General features: G+C 66.0%; 19 protein-coding genes (1 of these 19 running past the window's edge). 2 read left to right on the top strand and 17 right to left on the bottom strand.

All coding sequences use genetic code 11. The annotated features are described in order from the left end of the window. Positions 1 to 162: the end of a hypothetical protein gene (locus AC4D6D_RS18195; protein WP_491328456.1), read on the top strand. Its footprint begins 630 nt before the window's first position; 162 of the gene's 792 nt are visible here — the last part of the coding sequence; the start codon falls outside the window, past its left edge; its stop codon occupies positions 160 to 162. A gap of 12 nt (positions 163 to 174) precedes the next feature. Here AC4D6D_RS18195 and AC4D6D_RS18190 read toward each other — a convergent pair whose 3' ends face one another. Further along, positions 175 to 636: an Lrp/AsnC family transcriptional regulator gene (locus tag AC4D6D_RS18190; RefSeq protein WP_147221744.1), complete on the bottom strand. Its 462-nt coding sequence runs from the start codon at positions 634 to 636 to the stop codon at positions 175 to 177. A 137-nt stretch (positions 637 to 773) separates the two neighbouring features. Here AC4D6D_RS18190 and AC4D6D_RS18185 point away from each other — a divergent pair, with 137 nt between their 5' ends. Continuing rightward, positions 774 to 1826 (top strand): Leu/Phe/Val dehydrogenase, encoded by a 1053-nt coding sequence (locus tag AC4D6D_RS18185; RefSeq protein WP_491328455.1) that lies wholly within the window; start codon positions 774 to 776, stop codon positions 1824 to 1826. Between the two features lie 59 nt (positions 1827 to 1885). Here the strand turns inward: AC4D6D_RS18185 and AC4D6D_RS18180 are convergent, their stop codons facing one another. From AC4D6D_RS18180 to cpaB, 16 genes are all read right to left on the bottom strand, one after another. Further along, the gene (locus AC4D6D_RS18180) at positions 1886 to 2806 is read right to left on the bottom strand and encodes a diguanylate cyclase (RefSeq protein WP_491328454.1); all 921 of its coding nucleotides are present in this window, start codon (positions 2804 to 2806) and stop codon (positions 1886 to 1888) included. Further along, the gene (locus AC4D6D_RS18175) at positions 2803 to 5475 is read right to left on the bottom strand and encodes a hybrid sensor histidine kinase/response regulator (protein WP_491328453.1); all 2673 of its coding nucleotides are present in this window, start codon (positions 5473 to 5475) and stop codon (positions 2803 to 2805) included. The genes AC4D6D_RS18180 and AC4D6D_RS18175 overlap by 4 nt, the downstream gene beginning before the upstream one ends. A 177-nt stretch (positions 5476 to 5652) precedes the next feature. Continuing rightward, positions 5653 to 6030, bottom strand: a complete 378-nt coding sequence (locus AC4D6D_RS18170; RefSeq protein WP_491328452.1) for a hypothetical protein — start codon at positions 6028 to 6030, stop codon at positions 5653 to 5655. A gap of 173 nt (positions 6031 to 6203) precedes the next feature. After that, positions 6204 to 7454: a GGDEF domain-containing protein gene (locus tag AC4D6D_RS18165; protein ID WP_491328451.1), complete on the bottom strand. Its 1251-nt coding sequence runs from the start codon at positions 7452 to 7454 to the stop codon at positions 6204 to 6206. Positions 7455 to 7532: 78 nt separating this feature from the next. Beyond that, positions 7533 to 8567 carry a response regulator gene (locus AC4D6D_RS18160; protein WP_491328450.1) on the bottom strand — a complete coding sequence of 345 codons (1035 nt, stop codon included), beginning with the start codon at positions 8565 to 8567 and terminating at the stop codon, positions 7533 to 7535. 62 nt (positions 8568 to 8629) lie between these two features. After that, on the bottom strand, positions 8630 to 9091 hold the full coding sequence (locus tag AC4D6D_RS18155) for a hypothetical protein (protein WP_491328449.1): 462 nt from the start codon (positions 9089 to 9091) through the stop codon (positions 8630 to 8632). Further along, positions 9092 to 9529 carry a TadE/TadG family type IV pilus assembly protein gene (locus AC4D6D_RS18150; protein ID WP_491328448.1) on the bottom strand — a complete coding sequence of 146 codons (438 nt, stop codon included), beginning with the start codon at positions 9527 to 9529 and terminating at the stop codon, positions 9092 to 9094. A gap of 16 nt (positions 9530 to 9545) precedes the next feature. Continuing rightward, positions 9546 to 9728: a Flp family type IVb pilin gene (locus tag AC4D6D_RS18145; RefSeq protein WP_491328447.1), complete on the bottom strand. Its 183-nt coding sequence runs from the start codon at positions 9726 to 9728 to the stop codon at positions 9546 to 9548. A 76-nt stretch (positions 9729 to 9804) separates the two neighbouring features. Then, positions 9805 to 11664, bottom strand: coding sequence for a pilus assembly protein TadG-related protein (locus AC4D6D_RS18140; RefSeq protein ID WP_491328446.1), 1860 nt, complete (start codon positions 11662 to 11664; stop codon positions 9805 to 9807). Position 11665: 1 nt separating this feature from the next. Further along, positions 11666 to 12379: a tetratricopeptide repeat protein gene (locus AC4D6D_RS18135; protein WP_491328445.1), complete on the bottom strand. Its 714-nt coding sequence runs from the start codon at positions 12377 to 12379 to the stop codon at positions 11666 to 11668. After that, positions 12376 to 13272 carry a type II secretion system F family protein gene (locus AC4D6D_RS18130; RefSeq protein ID WP_491328444.1) on the bottom strand — a complete coding sequence of 299 codons (897 nt, stop codon included), beginning with the start codon at positions 13270 to 13272 and terminating at the stop codon, positions 12376 to 12378. The genes AC4D6D_RS18135 and AC4D6D_RS18130 overlap by 4 nt, the downstream gene beginning before the upstream one ends. Continuing rightward, entirely contained in the window at positions 13272 to 14174 is a 903-nt protein-coding gene (locus tag AC4D6D_RS18125; RefSeq protein WP_491328443.1) for a type II secretion system F family protein, read from the bottom strand. Before AC4D6D_RS18125 ends, AC4D6D_RS18130 begins: the two co-directional genes overlap by 1 nt. Then, positions 14168 to 15580 carry a TadA family conjugal transfer-associated ATPase gene (locus AC4D6D_RS18120; RefSeq protein WP_491328442.1) on the bottom strand — a complete coding sequence of 471 codons (1413 nt, stop codon included), beginning with the start codon at positions 15578 to 15580 and terminating at the stop codon, positions 14168 to 14170. Before AC4D6D_RS18120 ends, AC4D6D_RS18125 begins: the two co-directional genes overlap by 7 nt. Continuing rightward, positions 15577 to 16740 (bottom strand): CpaE/TadZ family protein, encoded by a 1164-nt coding sequence (locus AC4D6D_RS18115; RefSeq protein ID WP_491328441.1) that lies wholly within the window; start codon positions 16738 to 16740, stop codon positions 15577 to 15579. The genes AC4D6D_RS18120 and AC4D6D_RS18115 overlap by 4 nt, the downstream gene beginning before the upstream one ends. Position 16741: 1 nt before the next feature. Beyond that, positions 16742 to 17938, bottom strand: coding sequence for a type II and III secretion system protein family protein (locus AC4D6D_RS18110; RefSeq protein WP_491328440.1), 1197 nt, complete (start codon positions 17936 to 17938; stop codon positions 16742 to 16744). Then, complete coding sequence (gene cpaB, locus AC4D6D_RS18105) at positions 17935 to 18891, bottom strand: Flp pilus assembly protein CpaB (protein WP_491328439.1); 957 nt, start codon at positions 18889 to 18891, stop codon at positions 17935 to 17937. The genes AC4D6D_RS18110 and cpaB overlap by 4 nt, the downstream gene beginning before the upstream one ends. Positions 18892 to 19149 lie beyond the last annotated feature (258 nt).

Genomic DNA, 19149 nt, shown 5'->3' with positions numbered 1-19149 from the left:
CTGGTGACGCAGCGCGGCGCGCTCTGGCTCGATCGTTATGAACTGGAGCACGATCCCGAATACCTCGATCGCGCGCGCCAATGCGCGAAGCGAAGCTGGGCAATTCAACCGAGCGAGGAATGCAGCATGGTCTACAAGCGTATCGACAAGTTCGAACGCTAGGAGACGCGCCTCTCAGATCGGCAGTTCCGTGGTCGCCTTGATCTCGGAGAGGGCAACGATCGAGTTCAATTCCTGCACCCCCGGAAGCTGCGAGAGCTTTTCGAAGAAGAACTTCTCGTAAGCCTCGATATCGGCGGCGACCACGCGGATCAGGAAGTCGATCGAACCCATCAACACATAGCAGTCGAGCACTTCCGGGAACTCCCGGATCTTGGCGGAAAATTCGTCGAGATTGGCCCGCCCGTGAGCATTGAGCTTCACTTGCGCGAAAACATGGGCGTCCAGCCCGACTTTCTTGCGGTCGACCAGCGCCACCCGCCGCTTGATGTAGCCCTCTCGCTCCAGTCGGTCGATACGCCGCCAGCAGGGCGACGAGGAAAGCCCGACCCGTTCCGCGATCTGTGCCGTAGTCTGACTCGCGTCGCGCTGAAGTTCGCGGAGAATCTTCCGCTCATAAGGATCGAGATCGGTCATTTCTTTCTCATATCATCGTTTATGAGGTCAGTCTTGCTCAAAACGAGGCCAATACCCGCGAAATGAGGAGAGAATGCCCCCGGCGGACCTGCAATAAGGAGCCATGGCAATCACGCCATCCTGACTGGAGTTCGAAAATGGTCGCCCGCGCCAGCCGCATGACGCCGCCGATGGAATATGTCCGTCTCTACGACGAAGCAGCCGGTCTCGACGGGGTGATCGCCATTCACTCGACCGGACGCGGCCCCGCCGCCGGTGGCTGCCGCTTCTGGACTTATGCGGACGAAAGCGCCGCCATGGCCGATGCCGTTCGCCTCGCCGAAGGCATGAGCTACAAGAACGCCATGGCCGAACTGCCCTTCGGCGGCGGCAAGGCCGTGCTGCGCCGCCCGGCCGGTGCGTTCGACCGCGCCGCCCTGTTCGAAGCCTTCGGTGAGGCCGTCGAACGCCTCGAAGGCCGCTACGTCACCGCCGAGGACGTGGGCACCACCGTTTCCGACATGGAAGCGATCGCCCGTCGGACCAGCCAAGTCGCCGGCCGCACCGCCCTGCCCGGCCGCGCCGGTGGCGACCCCTCGCCCTGGACCGCGCTCGGCGTGTTCGAGGCGATGCGCGCCGCCGTCGCCTTCCAGTCCGGCAGCACCCTGTCGGGCAAGGTCGTCTCGGTGCTCGGCGTCGGCAATGTCGGCGCGCACTTGTGCGAGCTTCTGGCCGAAGCGGGCGCCGAACTCGTCGTGGCCGACATCGACCCGGCCCGATGCGCGCAGATGGCCGAGCGCCATGCCGCCCGCGTGGTTACGATCGACGAGATCGCCGGTGTCGCCGCCGACGTCTTCGCGCCCTGCGCGCTGGGCGGCGCGCTCGATGCCGCGACCGTCGCCGCGCTCCGGACCCGCCTGGTCTGCGGCGCCGCCAATAACCAGCTCGCCAGCGAGGACATGGCCGACCTCCTGCTCGCGCGCGGCGTGACCTATGTGCCCGACTATGTCGCCAATGCCGGCGGCATCATCAACGTGGCCGCCGAATATCTGCGCGAAAGCGCCGACGAAGTGCGCCAGCGCGTCGTCCGCATCGGCCCGCGCGTTGCCGCCGTTCTGGAAGAAGCGGCGCGCGACGGCCTCGCCCCTTCCACGGTTGCCGACCGCACCGCCGAGCGCCTGATGCAGGAACGCGTTGCCGAACCGGCCTGACCCGCTCCACCAGCATGATTGAGGCCGTCCCCGATTGCGATCCGGGACGGCCTTTCTCTTTAGACGACGCAGTTGGCTTCGAATTCGGTCGCGATGATCCGGTCGCGGCCGCCGACCTTGCTCAGGTAGAGTTGCTTGTCCGCCTCGGCGATCCAGCGTTCCGGCGCGGTATCGCCGGTGCAACGCGCGCTGGCCACGCCGATGCTGACAGTGACGCAAGGCCCCGCACCCGAAGTTTCGTGTGGAATCTGGAGCGCGTTGACCTGGCGGCGGATCTCCTCCGCCACGATCCGCGCGGTAGCCGGATCGGCGCCCGGCAGGATGCAGACGAACTCCTCGCCGCCATAGCGCGCCGTCACTGCCGTCATCCGCCGCAGCGCCCGGTTGAGTGAGGCGGCGATCATGACGATGCAGCGATCCCCCGCGACATGGCCGTACGTGTCGTTGAACTGCTTGAAGAAATCGATGTCGAGCATGACCACCGAGAGCCAGTCTCCGGTCCGGCAGAGACGCACCCATTCGCCTTCCAGCGTGCGCTCCAGCTGGCGGCGGTTGCTGAGCCCGGTCAGGGCATCGGTCACCGCCAGTTCGGCCAGCTTGTCGCGCAGCCGCTTGAGTTCGACATGATTGCCCACCCGCGCGCGCAGGATAGCGGGCTGGATCGGCTTGGCGACATAGTCGATCGCGCCGAGTGACAGCCCGCGCATCTCGTCCTCGGTATCGCCGAGACCGGTCATGAAGATCACCGGCACGTCGGCCAGAACCGGATCGACCTTGAGCTGGCGGCAGACCTCGAAACCGTCGACCCCCGGCAACATCACATCGAGCAGGATCAGGTCGGGATCGACCTTGCGCGCCGTCTCCATCGCCTCTTCGCCCGACGTCGCGAAGCAGACATCGTAGTCGTCTTCCAGGACGGCATTCATGATCTCGATATTGGCCACATCGTCATCGACGACGAGGATGGTCGCTTTGGTCACGAAGGGATTCCTTGCGGGAGGGGTAGTCCTGGGGCGCTGCCCGGCAGCTCATCGAGCAGCACGAGCGCACGCGCGTAATCGAGCCGTTGCAGCGCCTGATAAAGCGGATGCCCGGCATGTTCGGCCGCGGTAAGGCCCATGCTCCGCGCCACCCGGTCGAAAGCGGCGCGCGCGCCGAGGCTCCGCCGCAAGAGCAAGCCCCGCAGTGCTTCACGCGCCTCCTCGACACTCGTCTCGCCATCGGCCTCCGGCTCGATCTCCGGCACTTCGGCGAGGCGCCGCGCGGCCGCGACGGCAGCATCCAGCGCGAGTTCGAGTGCGGAAAGTCCTGATTCCACCTGGCCCACATCCTCCTGTGCCAACCACGCTTCGACCTCACCGGCGCGAGCCTGCAGTTCGTGCAGTTCCAGAGAACCCGCCACGCCCTTGAGGCTGTGCGCAAGCCGCCGGGCATCGGTGATTTCCCCGGCGGCGAGACGCACGCGGATATCCTGCGCGGCAGAGGCATAAGTGCGGGCGAAGCTGATGATAAGCTTGCGCAGCAGCGGCGCCTTGCCGTTCACCCGTTTCAGCGCGGCGGCAACATCGAAGGGACCAAGGCGATCCGGCAGCGGGCCACCTGCTATCACCGGCTCGACGGCGGATGGCGAAGTCGCTTCATGGTCTGCCACGATGCCCTCCCGCCCCGGTTTGAGCCAGCGATTCAGCGTCCGGATCAACTGCTCCGGATCGACCGGCTTGGAAACGTGGTCGTTCATTCCGACTTCGAGGCACCGCTGCTGCTCCGTCGCGAAAGCGTGCGCGGTGATCGCGATTACCGGCAGCTGCTCGGCAGGCCAGGTCCGGCGGATGATCGTAGTCGCCTCGATTCCGTCCATTTCCGGCATCTGGACGTCCATGAGGACGGCGGCATAGCCCCGCCCGTTCAGGGCCACCTTGTCGCAGGCGATCCGCCCGTTCTCGGCGCAGTCGACGACGAGACCGGCATGGGTCAGCAGTTCCGTGGCGATCTCGCGGTTGATCTCGTTGTCCTCGACCAGCAGGACCCGCAGGCCGCGCAGTGCCGGATCGACGCGGCCTTCCGCCGCAGCGGTCTCGACCGCGGGCGGGGGCGAGGGCAGGACGGCAACCGCCCGGGCCTCGGCGAACAGGGACGTGATCGTCTCCAGCAGGACATGCGGCTCGATCGGCTTGGTGAGGAAGGCGGAGACGCCCGCCGCCCCGGCCTCCGCCGCCATTTCATCGACTGCATAGGCGGTGACGATCAGCGTCACCGGCGACGGAGCGCCATGCTGCATGCGGCGCAGTTCGCGCACCGCCTCCATGCCGTCCATCCCCGGCATCTTCCAGTCGAGCAGGACGAGATCGTAGGATTCGTCGCGCCCCGCCGCGCTGCCGAACGCCGCCACCGCCTCGTCACCCGAGGAGACGAGGTCCACCGGCATGTTCCAGCCTTCGAAGATCTCCTCGACAAGTTGGCGCGCCGCGGCGTTGTCGTCGGCAGCGAGCACCCGCAGCGCCTGAATATGCGGTGCAGGCATCGCTTCCTGCCCGCCCTCCCGGATCGTGGCGAAATGCATGTCGCATGTGAAGGTGCTGCCCTTGCCCCTGGCGCTTTCCACGCGGATTTCCCCGCCCATCTGTTCGACGATCTGACGGCAGATCGCCAGCCCCAGACCGGTGCCGCCGAAGCGCCGGGTGGTGGAATTGTCTCCTTGCGTGAAGGAGCGGAACAGCCCGGCCTGTTGCTCGGCGGTCATGCCGATACCATGGTCGCGCACCGAAAGCGCGATCTCCACCATGCCGTCCCCTGCGGCGACAAGATCCACCGCCACCGTCACCGCCCCGCGATCGGAGAACTTCACCGCATTGCTGAGCAGGTTGAGCACGACTTGCGAAAACCGCAGTTCGTCCCCCATCACGGCGCCGGGAAGCGCATGGTCGATATGCGAGACGATCCGGACGCCCTTGGCCGCCGCTTCGACCGAGAGCAACTGGACCTGCCCGGCCACCGCCGCGCGCAGATCGAAGGGCCTCGCTTCCAGCGTGAGCTTGCCCGCCTCGTTCTTCGAATAGTCGAGAATGTCGTTGATGAGGCGCAGCAGCGAAGTGCCGGCACTGCCGATCCGCTCGACATATCCGCGCTGGCGCTCGTCGAGTTCGGTGCGCGAGACGAGATGGCAGAACCCCAGGATCGCGTTCATCGGCGTGCGGATCTCGTGGCTCATGTTGGCCAGGAACATGCTCTTCGCTCGCGTCGCTTCCTCGGCCTCGCGCGTGCGTTCCTCCAGCGCGCCGTTCTTGGCGACGATCTCCTCGCTCATCCGCGCGCTGCGCTCGAAACTGGCGAGCAGCATATTGCTCAGCCACACCAGCACACCGGTCTGGAAAGCGACGATGGTGGCGTGGAGCAGCACCCGCTCCAGATTGCCCGCGCCGGGAAACACCGCATAGGGCAGCAGATAGAGCAGCAGCAGGTGATGGGCGGCGATGGCAGTGGCGGCGACGAGGATCGCCGTCCGGTCCAGCCAGGCGATCGTCAGCGCCAGCATCGCGAAGAAGTACATGTGCATGTCCATCTGCCACGGATGCCCGCGCAGCAGAAACAGCAGCATGGCCGGCTCCGCCATCAGCGCCACGGCCGAAAGATAGCGCGTGGCACAGGCCATGGGCCTTTCGCCGCCAGGTCAGGTGATAGGCCCCCGCCACGACGGCAGCGGCCAGCCCCGCCTTCAGCGCCGAAAGGCCCATGGCCTGTGCCACGACCGCCTGGATCAGGACATGCCCCCAGAGCAGCGCGACCAGAAGATGGCCGAACTGCTTGCGCAATCTGTCGAGGACGACGTTCACGATTCAGAATCTTTCAAAGCGGAGCAACCCGGCGCGAGCGGCGCGGATTCGACCAGCCAGGCACCGGCGGCGCGCAGGCGGGCCGCGAAATGCGGATCGCTGGAGGATGCGAAGACGACGTTGGCGAAGTTTCCGGTACGAACCAGACGACCATCCCCGGAACGGACGAGCGCGATGGTGCGGCCCAGCGACCAGCCCGGCGGCGCCACCACCACGAACTTGTCGTCCGTTGCCTCGCTCCAGATCGAGGCAGCCGAAAGCGCTACGAGTCCGCAAGCGAGCAGGACGGCCGCCGGCAGGAGATCGCGCAGCCGAAAACCCTCGCTTTTGGCGCTGAACGGCAGTGCCGTGTCCTGGAATTCCCGACTTCGCAATTCACGGTAGCTCGATCGCAAGTTTGTCCCCCCCGGTCCAAAGCGAAAGCCTAAGCTGCTCAGGTATTGTTTTCGTAAATGTTTCTCAAGCGACCTTTGCGTATTCGCGACAAGGCGACGGTCTGTTTCGACGATAGGCGCGACTGCAATCGAATGAAATGTCGACCGAAGGCTCAACGCCCCGGCATCGCCTCGCGTGTCTTGGCTCCATCCGCCGCTGCGGGCATCAAAGGAAGCACCGCGCATGACGGTGAATCGGCCTCTTGCTGAGAAAACGGATTCGAAGCCTCGCGCCCGACCTCACGATGGCTCGACCGATTGCGCCCCTGCCTCTTGGCATCGTAGAGAGCGCGATCGGCGACGGCGGCCAGGACTTCGAGATCGATCGGTCCCTCCGCATGAGTCGCGCAACCGATGCTCAAGGTTCCGCCATTGCCACGGCCTCCGCCTACGCGCGCAAAGCCCCGGCACAGCGCCTTGGCCAGCGTCAGGGCGGCAAAGGCGTCTATCCCCGGCAGGAAGATGGCGAATTCGTCCCCACCCAGCCGCGCCGAAATGGCGCGCGCCGGAAGGGTCGAGTTCAGGAACACGCCCAGAGCCACCAAAAGCCGATCGCCTTCGGGATGCCCATAACCGTCGTTGATCGATTTGAAGTGGTCGATGTCGAGCAGAAGCAGCGCCACCGATCCGCGTTCCTCGGTCAGCACCGCTTCCGCGCGCGTGTCGAAGCCCCGGCGATTGAGCAGGCCCGTCAGCGGGTCCTGTTCGGCGAGACGGACGATGCTGCGCTCCCGCCGCCGCCGCAGCGCACCGACGATGGACAGCGCGAGAGCCACTTCCATCATGATCCCCTCGAACAGCGAAACCGAGATCATTATGCCGGTATAGTGCGCGAGATTGACGAAGGCGCCGGGCAGGAATGCGGTCAGCGTCTTGATCAGATAGAAGCCGCCATGTGCGGCGAAGGCGAAAGCCAGCAGCGCCGAATCGGGATTGTTGCGTTGCCGGAATCCGCCCAGCAAATGCGCGGATTTCAGCGACAGCACCGCCACCAGCAGTGCATTCATCATCGAGAGAATCTGTGTGCGCGATGCTGCGTCCGGTACGGCCAGCATCAATGCCCAGGCCGCCAGGGCCGTGCTCCATGCCGGAGAAATCTTGCGCCCCACGAAAGATGCAGTGCCGTAGAGGAAACCGATATGCGCGGTGACCAGCAGTCCGTTGGCCATCCACACACCGACGATGAAGTACCCCTCCTCGCGCAGCGGCGTGATCGCGCAACCCAGGACGATCGCGGAAAATCCCGCGCTCCAATAGGCCAGCGACCGTTCGCGCAGCAGGTGCCATTCGAACAGCAGGAATGCCGAAGCCACGAAGGCGACGGCATTCGTCATGAACAGCATTGTGCGGGGGTCTATGGTCATCGTCGGTTCGCGTCGGGAAGAATGACGCTTGGTTAACCGCCGTATGTAAACAAAGCGTTCAATCGAAGCGGATCGAGGTCACTTTCCGCCCGGTTTTCCGCCCGGATTCCCACGCTGGCGCAATTGCTCGGTCAGATAATCGAGCAGCGGACCTTCGAACTTCGGATTGATGACCAGGAAGTGACGCCGCCGGTCGTGTTCGTCCGGAAGACGGCACAGGACATTCTCCCCAACGAGTCGCCGCACCAGCCGCAGCGCCGTGCTCATCGGCGCGCCGGAGGCGATGCAGGCGCTGGATACCGAAACCCGCCGCCCTTCGATCTTCGCGAGCAGGAGATCGAGCAGCATCTCCCAGGCCGGGTCGCCGAAGAGTTCGCCGCCGCCGATCTCGCGCCGCTTCATCTCCTTGCGCAGGAGTTCGCGGATATAGTCGGTCAGTTGACCTGCCTCGGGAATTGCCGGAACTTCGGACAGGGGTGCCCGAACGATCGCTTCGGGTTCGGCATCGAGATCGCCTGCGCGGAATTTCGGCTGAACGGCGGGATCGTCCATCAACATGGCAAGGCGCTGCAATTCGCTACTGAGGCTGGACATCTTGCCAAGGAGGGATTCGCGCGCGTCGGGCGTCTGGCGCAATCCTTTGATGCGCTGCAAGGCCTGCCGCAGATCGGACTGACCGATCGGTTTTTCGAGGAAATCGACCGCCGATGCCCGCATCGCATCGATGGCCACGTCCTTGCTGGCATAGCCGGTGGCCATGATGAACTGGAGCCGCAGCCCGCGCGCCTCGGCGCTCTGGCCCAGCGTGTGGATCAACGCGATCCCGTCCTGGCCGGGCATGTTGTAATCGACGATGGCGATCGAGATCTCGTTGATCTCGAACAGCGCCATGGCTTCCTCGACGCTCGTCGCCACGAGCGGCTCGTAGCCCATGAGTTTCAGACTGAAGGCGCATTCGCTGGCGAAGTCCTCATCGTCATCGACGATCAGCACCGGCTCGGGCGGCGTGGTGTCGTCCATGGCCGCATCGCAGCCCGCATCGCCATGAGGCTGGCCGGGGTTCAGGCCGGGGTTCAGGATCGCGCCGAGACGCGAACGCCAACTGGGGTTCATCACATTCATCAGCAATCGACCTCGTCTCTTCCGGAGGTTTCCGTAGATTCTCGACTTCTTCGCTAGTTTCCGGGCAGGACCTGTTGCAGCCCCACGCAAAAGATGGCGACAGCCACGATCGCGCCCGAATCAGGGCGGCGTGCGATCGGGCGGAACTGACGGACTGTTGCCACGAGAAGCAGGGCCAGGACCGTGATCGAGATCATGGTCAGTGCACCGAACGGTCCGAGCCATGTCGCCCCGGATGCCAGAAGCTTGATCTGGCTTCCCGTCAGGACTTGCAGGCCGGTAACCTTGCGCAGGCTCGTAACCCCGCCGGCGACGAGGGCCAGACACCCCAGCCCGGCCACAACCGACCAGCCAAGCGAGGTGATCCCGCCGCCCAAAGCCGCAAACGCCAGACCGCCGACAGCGATCGTGAGGTAGAGAAGATCGGGCGGGCGGCGGCCTTCCCACGGCAATATGACCGCCGGAAGGAGAAGAACGATCATCAGGGCCAAGTTGAAATAACTCAGACCGGTCATTCAGTATCCCCCATTGGTTACGACGACACTTGCTTCCAAGTCCGGCGACGGCAGGGGAACGAATTTCCCATATTTCATTATTGGACTGCCACCCATATCATAACTGACTTTGACCTTGAACACACCCACGCCATCGGACGAAGCGGTTACTATCGGGGTTGTATTGCCGCCAAGGATGCCGCCGTACCCCGCGACGACCTCTCTCGCCCGCGTTTCCGCCAATTGGATGCGCTCGGGCGTGGAAAGCCCGGCGACGGCAGCCCGCGCCCCTTCGGCCGCCGCCTGCCGCACCCCGATCAAGGCGCTGAAATAGATCGAGTAGATGATGATCCCGAAGGCCAGGGCCAGCAGCGCCGGGGCCAGAATAACGAACTCCAGCGCCGCCAAGCCGCGCTTGCATTTCAACAGAGGTATCTTGTTGACTGCGTTACGCATCATGTTTCCCGGATTGAAATCAGGGGTTGGCTGCAGTTGGCTTGACCAAATTATTGAATGCGGCTGTGAGGTTAGCACCAAACGTAGTTCCAACACCCCCAATTGCCGCCACGACAATCGCCCCCAAAACAGCATATTCTACGGCTGTAAGACCACGCTCATCGCCAAGAAGACGCGTAAAAACCTTACGAATGGTAATCATGACTCATTACTCCCCATTTCCTCCGATTAAATTTCCGTAACCGGTTGGAGGTCCCCGGAAGCGGTCTTCAAAAACATCAAATCAAAACAGGCACTCCGCACCGCGCGCCGGTGGTCAACACAGTGGCGCTACCAACCTGGACGCCCAGCGCGGCGAGCAGATTCGTCAGCAGCGGATCGACCGTGTTTCCAAGCAGATCGGTTACCGGCTTCACCACCGCAGGCAGTACCGTGCCGGTCACTGTCGCCAGACCGCTGGCCTTGAGAAGGTCGCAGGCGATCAGACATGTCCCGAGAAGTTTCACTTCCACATCCAGTCCGTCCGATCCGAGCAGGCTTGTGGTAACGCTGCTCAGGGTCTTGCCGATCTGTACGGAGTTGCCGATGGTCTGCGCGCCCCCCGGCGTGGTGGCGCCTTCGGCTCCCGTGCCGAACGTCAGCGCCTCGTCGCTGGCGCCGGTTCCCGTTACGGGCTGAACTACCGCCTTGCCCTTCACATCTGCCGAAATCACGCCGCCCAGAAGGTTCACGCTCGCAATTTTGGCCTGCCGAATATCGCTTGCCCCCATCACCGGCAGCGATTTTTCCATGGGATCGAAGGCCGTGTCGCCGATATAGGCGTTCACGGCGCCTGATCTCACACGAACGGCCACAGTCGTATCGCGCGCCTGCTCGGTCGAGCCGGTGCAGTTTATCGCGCTCACTTCGGCCTGAGCCGCACCTACGTCGACAATTACGGGAAGGTGGACATTCACCGAAGCCAACCCGATCAGATTGACCGGAAGATCGATCATGATCCCGATCCGCAAGGCAGACGTGCCGACTTTGGCTTCCCCAACCGGCCCAAAGGCGAAACGGGGACGATCGCCCATACCGCTCGATACCAGGCCGATCTTGACCATGCTGCCGGTCACCAGCAGCCCCACCGCCTTGGACAGGTCGATGGCGGTCGGCCCCGACTGAACCGCGTAAGTCACGAGCGAATAGGCATTCATGCCCGCCCGCAACCCCGGCTTCTCGTTCGCCTCGCCCACCGGCATGTTCTGCCAGACGCCGAGACTGTAGAGTCCCTTGAACGGCACGCTGTAGCCGCTGCCCCCCAGTTGCCGCGCAAACTCGCGCAGGGCGGCGGCGGTCTCGGGTGTCTCGGCAGCGTCCGCCGCGGCCTCGGCCACGTCCTTCAGCTTGTGCGACTGGTTCACCAGTTCGCCGTAAGTACCCTCGAAGCCTTCCTTTGCAGCAAGGTTGTCGAAGAAATCACCCGCATCGACATTGCCCTTCATCAGGTTGCGGACATCGTTCCGGCCGAGCGCAATCGGAATGCCCAGCAGCGAACCCAGCAGGTTGTTGACGACGCTGACCAGCGGCTCGGTCACCGGATCGAGCACTGGCGAGACGACCTTGGTGAGGACATCGGACGTGACGCCGACGCCCGCCTCGTCGATCCGCGCGGCGGAAGCGGTGGCGCCGAGGTCGGGGATCGGGCTGGCATCGCCGAGAACGCCGGTCAGGAAGCGGCGGCTCGGCTTGTCGGTAGTCAGGCGCACGGCATTGCGCAAACCATTGCCGGGGCAGCGGGCCATCGTCGGGTCGAAGCGCTGGCCCGCCGCCGTGTTGATGTCCGCGCAGTAGCGGCCGGTCTCGACCGTCTTCAGCACGGCGGCATCGTAGCCGTTGCGCTTCAGATAGTCCTCGGCGCGGGTCTTCGCGTTGTAGGGGTCCATCGCCGCGGCCAGTGCCGCCGCTTCGGTCGCCGCGCGCAAGTCGCGGTTGCCCTGGTAATAGAGGCCCACATCGAGGGCGAGGCCGGCGGCGCCGAGCAGCGAGACGCCCATCACCGCCACCATCGGCGCGATGACGCCGCTCTCGTCGCCGCCCAGTTGCCGCAGCGGGCGCAGTTTCAGGCGGTTGCGAAAGCTTTCTCGGTGCTTGGCCACGTCAGTTCTCCCGAGAAGCCGTTGCAGGCGGCGCGAGCAGCAGCGCAGCCTGATCGGCGACTTGCGCGCGCAGCGCCGCCCTGGCCGAAGCGTCGCGGACGCTCGCCAGCAGGGCATCGGCCTCGCCGCGCCGTCCGGCCATGGTCAGCGCCAGCGCGAGGTTGTTGCGCACGACTTCGTTGCCCGGCGCCAGATCGCGGGCGGCCTTGAGCGCTTCCACCGCCTGTGCCGGTTCGCCGCCGCGCAGCAGCGCATAGCCGAGCGCGTTGCTGGCCAGCGCGTCGGCCGGGCGGACGCGCTGGGCCGCACGGTATTGCTCCGCCGCCGCCAGCCAGTTCCCCTGTGCCGCAAGGACATGGCCGCGCACCGCGAAAGCCTCGGCGCTGCGATCGGAAGCGGAAATCTGCGCGAGCGCAGCCTCGGCCTGATCGGTCTGGCCGAGATCGAGCAGGCAGTTGATCCGCAGGAAACGCGATTCCCGGTCGCCGGGATATTGCCGGTCGAAATCGTCGAGGAAGGCGAGCGCGGCGCGCTGGCGGCCGTCCTTGCGCGCCTGCTGGATCAGCACGAGGTAGAGCTGGCGGGTCGATCCGGATACTTCGGCGCCGGATGCCTCGGCAGCCTGAGCCCGGCCCGCCAGGGGGGGAGAAACGAAGGCACCGCCGCCGAGCGCGAGAGCAGCGAGGAAAGCGGGAAACAGGCGGCGATCGGTCATCCCTTGACGCTCCCCAAAGTGTCGAGAATGGCGGCGACCGGCGGGCCTGCGAGCACGATGAACAGCGCCGGCATGAAGAACACGAGCATCAGGATCACCATGCGCACGGTGATCGAGCCGATCGCCTCGCGGGCGCGGGCGACGCGGCGCTGGGAGAATTCGCGCACGAATTCGCGCAGGGCCGGAACCAGCTCCATCCCGTGGAACAGCGACTGGCGGAACACCGTGGCCAGTTCCCGCGAGCCGGTAACCGACACGCGCGAGGCCCAGCGGTCGAAGGCGAGCTGGTAATCCTGTCCGCGGTCGAGATCCTCGACCAGCATGGCCACCAGTTTGGCATGGTTCGGAACCGCCACACGCTCCTCGCGGGCGATGCCGCGGAAGCACTGGTCGAGCGAGACGCCGCTTTCCAGCATCATCAGCATGAGGTCGAGCAGGAACGGGAACTCGGCGGTGAGAATGCGCTCGCGCGAGGCGGCGCGCATCCGCAGCACGTACTTGGCGCCGATGTAGGTCAGGCCGGACAGCGCCAGCGTCGGGAACATCGGGCGCAGCGGATTGCCGTTCAGCAGGAAGCAGGTCAGCATCGAGGCAAGCGCCACAAGGACGGTCGCGGCAAGGCGCAACCAAGCGAAGGCCTCCAGCGCGCCCGGCTCGAAGTAACCGGCCTTGCGCAGCTTCTGCTCGACTTCCTCACGGTCGCGGCCGCGCACCACGAAGAGGCGTGGCAGGGGGAAGCGGAGTGCAGCGGAAACGCCGCCAGAGTGTCCGCCCCGACCGTCGATCCGCTGGCGCAGGCGGGCGTCGGCATCGAGCATCCGCACGCCCTGGACGACGAGGACCAGACTGCCGACGGCCAGCGCGAAGAGCAGAAGAGGCGCGAGCGCGGGCATCAGAAGTCCAGCCTCAGCATGCGGCGGATGATGAGAATGCCGATCGCCTCCAGCCCCAGCGCCAGCATCGAGAGCCACTGCCCGCGCGGGTCCTTGATGAAGAAGTCGAGATAGGCCGGGTTCATCATCACGAGGCCCACCATCGCCAGCAGCGGCATCGCGATCAGCACGCGGGAGCTGACTTTGGCCTCGGAGGTCGCGGCCACGAGTTCGCGGCGGATGCGCAGACGCTCGCGCAGGATATGGGCGAGGTTGTTGAACACCGCGCCGATCGAGCCGCCGTAGCGCAGGTTGGTGCGGATGGCGGCAGCGATCATCGATACTTCGGGAACCTGGATGCGGTCGGCCAGCTGCTGCATCGTCTCGGCCACGGGCGCGCCCATCTCCAGCCGCCGCGCGGCAGTGTCGAAGTAGGAGCGCACCACCGGCGAGGCATCGGCGAGCGCGCGGGCCAGCGCCTGCGAGAGCGAATTGCCCACCGCCTGAAGCTGTCGCACACCATCGAGATAGAGCGGCAGCGCCTCGGTCAGGGCATCGATGCGCTTGCGGGCGCGGCTGCGCAGCCACGAAAGCGCCGCCATCGGCAGGCCCAGCAGCACCGCCAGCGCGAAGGCCGGTCCCGCCGCGAGCAGGACGACGACGACCAACCCCAGTCCGCCAGCGGCGAGGATGCGGACGGTCTGCACGGTCACTTCGAGCTGGGCCTGCGCCAGCAGCGGGGCGATGCGTTCCGGCATCGAGACGACCGCCGAGGTGCGTACCGGCGCGGCGCCGGGCGCGACGAGACCGGCCAGTCGCCGGTCGATCGCCGCAAGGCCGCGCGCCCGCTCGCTCACGAGCGCGAAGAGCACCGCGCCCAGGATCAGCAGGGCCAGGATCAGATAGGCGCCGCCCCTCACCATCCGGCCGCGCCTCCGCCGTTTCTGGCCCCGTTTCCGGCCAGATTTCCGGTGAGCCCCGCGCCCTGCCCGATGGCCTGTACCACGCCGGGCATCGGATACTCCTTCAGCCGCGCGGCATGGTAGGGTCGCGGCGAGAGCGTCTGGAACGTGCCTTCGCCCGACATCGGCGGCTGCTCGTCGAAGCGGAACAGTTCGTTCAGCGTGAAGGCATCGCCCTCGGTGCCGGTCACTTCGCTGATCGAGGTGACGCGGCGCACGCCGCTCGAAAGCCGCTGGATATTGACGATCACATGGACGCTGTTCGCCACGAAGCGCCGCACCGCGCGCACGTCGTTCTGCTGGCCAGCAAAACCGAGCAGCATTTCGAGACGGGCCAGCGCATCGCGCGGGGAATTGCCGTGGAGCGTCGCCATTGAGCCGTCGTGGCCGGTGGACATGGCCTGGAGCATCTCCACCGCCTCCACGCCGCGCACTTCGCCCAGGATAATGCGGTCGGGCCGCATGCGCAGGGCATTGCGGACGAGATCGCGCGCGCTGACCTCGCGGCTGCCGTCGACGCTGGGCGGGCGGGTTTCCAGCCGCACGACATGGTCCTGGCAGAGTTGCAGTTCCGCCGCGTCTTCGATGGTGACGAGGCGCTCGCGGTTGCTGATGCAGCCCGAAAGCACGTTGAGCAGCGTCGATTTGCCCGCGCCGGTGCCCCCGCAGATCAGCACGTTGAGGCGCGAGTGGACGGCGGCGGCGAGATACGTCGCCATGGCAGCGCTCATGACGCCGCCCGCCACGCAGTCGTCCAGCGTCAGGGCCTGAAGGCGGAACTTGCGGATCGAGACCAGCGGGCCGTCGAGCGCGATCGGCGGGATGACGATGTTGACGCGCGATCCGTCCGCAAGGCGAGCATCGCAGAACGGCGTCGCCTCGTCCACGCGGCGGCCGATCGGGCCGACGATGCGCTGGATGATGTTCATCAGGTGCGCATCATCGCGGAAGCGCGTCTCGACGCGCTCCAGCAGGCCGCCGCGCTCGGCGTAGATCGTGTGGGCACCGTTGACGATGATGTCGTCGATGGTCCCGTCGCGCAGCAGCGGCGCGAGCGGGCCGAGGCCGACCACTTCGTCCTCCACGTCCTCGATCAGCAGCAGCCGCTCGGCACTGTTGAGCGCCAACTGGCCCCGGCGGCTGCGGCTGTTGATGACCTGTTCGATTTCCTGCCGCAAGGTCCGCTGGTCGAGCGATTCCGCCGTGATGCCCTGGGCTTCGAGCTGTTCGATGACCTGCTGGCAAGTAACCGCCTTGACCGCCTGATAGCTGTCGCTCATGCGCTGGGCGGAAGGCTGGGCCACCGCGGGCTTGCGGCGGTCGGCAGCGAAGCCTTCCTGCAATTCCTCGGTGGTCAGGACGCTCATGCGCTGCGCTCCACCGAGCGCAGGATCGCGCGGCGCATGCGCTCGATGCTGCTGCCGGATTTCACCGGAGCGGCGATGTTGCAGGCGCGGCGCACGGCCTGGAGGTAAGGCCCGCTTTCGCGGTCGAAGCTCAGCGGCCGCCCGGCGTTGAGCGCATTGGCCGCCCGCACCCGATCGATCGGCACGCCCATCACAGCCTCGACGCCCAGCACATCGGCCATGCGGCGTCCGTCGAGCAGGATGCGCGGCTCGAACTCCCAGACCAAGAGGCGCATGCGATTGGCGCTGGCGGTATCGAGCGCGATCTTGTCGAGCAGGCGGCGGCAGGCCTCCAGCTCGCGGATCGACTGGCTGCACACGATCTCGATCGCCTGCGCCTGCGAGGCCAGCTCGCGCAGCAGTCCGCCATGGCGCAGACTGCCTGCCGAGACCACGACTTGCGCGAAATTGGCGCGCAGCAGCTGGATCAGGCCGACCACGTCATTGGGGCCGACGCCTGCCGGTTCGCTGCCGGTGCCGCCGTCGAAAGTCAGCAGCGAAAGCCCGCTCGCCTCATGCCGCGCCAGCGCATCGGAGAGCAGGCTGGTGTCCATGCGGTCGAGATCGGCCACGGCCGAGGCGATGCCGTAGTCCACCTTGAGGTCGAGATAGGCCTCGGCAGTGCTGGTGGGCAGGGTGAAATCGACGAGCAGGGTCGGCGTCTGGTCGAGGCTGTAGGCCAGCGCCATATCGGTCGCCAGCATCGGCAGGGCCTCGCGGTCGTTGCCGAGCACGATGGTCAGGCGGCCCAGCCTGCCCTGGGTGGCGAGCGCGCTGTTCATCACCCGCGTCAGGATCTCGGAGACTTCCGCGCCCCCGGCCCCGCGTGGCAGGACGTCGGCCGCCCCGGCGCGGATCGCCTGGAGCACTTGCCCGGCATACATGTCCTCGGTGGCGACGACGACCGCCCGGCCCGGCGCCATCTGCGCGACTTCGCCGATCGCGGAGGACAGCGAACGCTCGGCCGGAACCGAGGCATGGTCGATCACGACGATGCCGGGGCCATCGAGATCGCTATGCTCCAGCGACTGGACCATCTCGACCGCAACGTGCTCGCCCATGGCATCGGCCAGGCGCTGGGCCAGAGTGCGGTCTACCGAGAGAAGGTGGATCTTGGGCATGTCAGGGCCTCACGACGCCGAAGGTTTTGACGGATTGCTCGACGCCGTCGTTGCCGACGATCATCTGGCCAATGCTGGGATCGGGATTGCCGGGCACGCTCGGCAGCGCGATCGGCGTGGTGCCCGGCTCGACCAGCCGCGGCGTCGCGACGATGATGAGTTCCTGCCGTTCCTTCTGGTTCTGCTGCCGCTTGAAGAAGGCGCCGAGCACCGGCAGGTCGCCCAGCAGCGGCACCTTTTCCTTGGTGATCGCACTGTTCGTGTAGTTCAGCCCGGCGATCACGAAGCTCTGCCCGCTGCCGAGTTCCACCGTCGTTTCCGCCGAGCGGCGGCGGATACCGGGCACGGTGTAGCCCTGGAGCTGGACTCCGTTGTTGTAATCCAGCTCGCTGACCTCCGGCGCCAGTTTCAGCACGATGTGGTCGGACGAGAGGACATAGGGCGTGACCGAAAGGCGGACACCGAATTCCTTGTATTCGATCGAGATCGAGTTTCCGGTTCCCGAGTTCTGCGGCACCGGCACCGGAAACTCGCCGCCCGCCAGGAAGCTGGCCTGCTCGCCCGAGCGGACCAGCAGGGTCGGCTGCGCCAGAAGTTGCGACAGGCCGTTCGAAGAGAGAGCGCTCAGCACCGCGCCGATGCCATGGTTGCGCGAGGACAGGAACAAGTTGAACGCGCTCTGGAGCGGAGCGGCCGCGTCGATGCCGAGACCACCGCTGCCCATGCTGTAGCTGTTGAGCGTGCTCGGGGCGATCACCGCGCCTTGCAGGTCGCCCGCCAGCTTGGAGAAGCTGAAGCCCAGCGCCTTGAGCGTCGAGCTCGACACGGCGGCAAACTGCACGTCCACCGCAACCACTTTCTCGCCGGGACGATAGGTCGCGCCCTGCCCGGTCAGCCCTGAGCCGCCGATCCGCACCGTGCGCTCGGCCATGACGGTGCCATCGCGCGCGAAGACGGTGAGCACGGCATCACCCACCGCCAGCGCCTTGATGCGGATCGACTGCGGTGTCGGCGCGGAGACGGCAATCACGTTCTCACGGCTGACTTCCACCCGGCCGACCCTCTTGTCGAAGGACAGCGTGCGCTGGTCGTCGATCTGGAGCAGTTCCTGTTGTTCGTCCGAACGGCCTTGCGCCTGCACCGGAACGGCCAGCAGCGACGAGCCGGTCAGGAGACAGGAGGCGATCAGGGCTTTCACTGCGATGCACTCCCGGAATAGATGACCTGGCGATTGCCGTCGACGACGAGTTCGATGGCCTGCGAGCCGCTGGATTCTGCGGCCTTGGCCGCCGGTCGCTCGGCCCGGCGCGGCGGCGGCGCGGCAATCGGCGGCGGCGGCGCAAAGACGGGCGCGGCGGCATAGGCAGGCGCCGGGCGCGGCAGCGGCGTGGACGCGACCGGTGCCACCGCCACTTCGACACTGTCTCCCGGATTGCGCAGCGAAAGCGTGAGCGCGCCGGTGCTCTTTGCCAGCGAAAGTTGCGAGACCTGCTCGGGCGACAGCGCCAGCGTGACCGTGCGCGCGGGCGGCGGCGGGGCCGTCACCGCCCCTTCCACGCCCGTAACAGGCTGGGTCCCGACGACGGCCTCGCCCACCGCCAGCACCGGCACCATCTGGAGCAAAGTGCGCGCGCGGCTTGCTCCGCCAGCCCGCGCGCCGCTCAGGGCATCCTCGCCAGGATAGACGACCTGTACGTCCACCCGGTCTCCCGGCCGCACGAGACCGGCCACGGCGATTTCGGCGGTGGTGTCGATGCTGATCGCACGCATTCCCATCGGCACGCGGATCGCCAGCTTGGTTTCCTGCCCGATGGCGGTACGCGGGATCAGGGAATTGGCCTTTATGTCGCTCGTCGCCACTTTGCCGATGATCTCGGCAGGCGTGACTGCCGTGGGAAAACGCGCCGGATCGGACCGGGCGTTGCGGATCATGTCGGCGGTGATGGTCTCGCCCACCCGGATGTCGCGCGTGGTCGCGGCGAGGACCGTGAACGAGGGTTCCGCCCGGGCGAGCGGGATGCGCGCGGCGGCATCGGCCACCGGCCTGGCGGCGCGCGCCAGTTCGCGCACGCCCAGAAAGGCGAAGCTGCACGCAGCGACCAACCCGACGCCGATCGTCAGCTTCGCTTTCGAACCGAGCCGCATGCTCATTCCCCCCTGGCTCCTTGCGCTTACGCAAATCGGACCATGTGCCCCCAAGGTCCGATTTGCCTCATCCAAACGGCTGAACAGCCATGTTGCGTAAGTATGATAGCCTTTCTCGAAATTGATCCGAGATGGAGAAATAGCCGATGCGACGGCAATCGATCTGAGTCTTTCGGATGAGTTAAAGCCGCAGAAAGTATACCGCTGCTCTATCGCTCCAAAGCAGCGGCATTCCTTGTCTTGGTGAACCGGACAATCGATGAA

Source organism: Novosphingobium sp. BF6 (assembly GCF_058273105.1).
The sequence above is the reverse complement of the archived record's forward strand: the minus strand, read 5'-3'. Positions and strand labels throughout refer to the sequence as shown.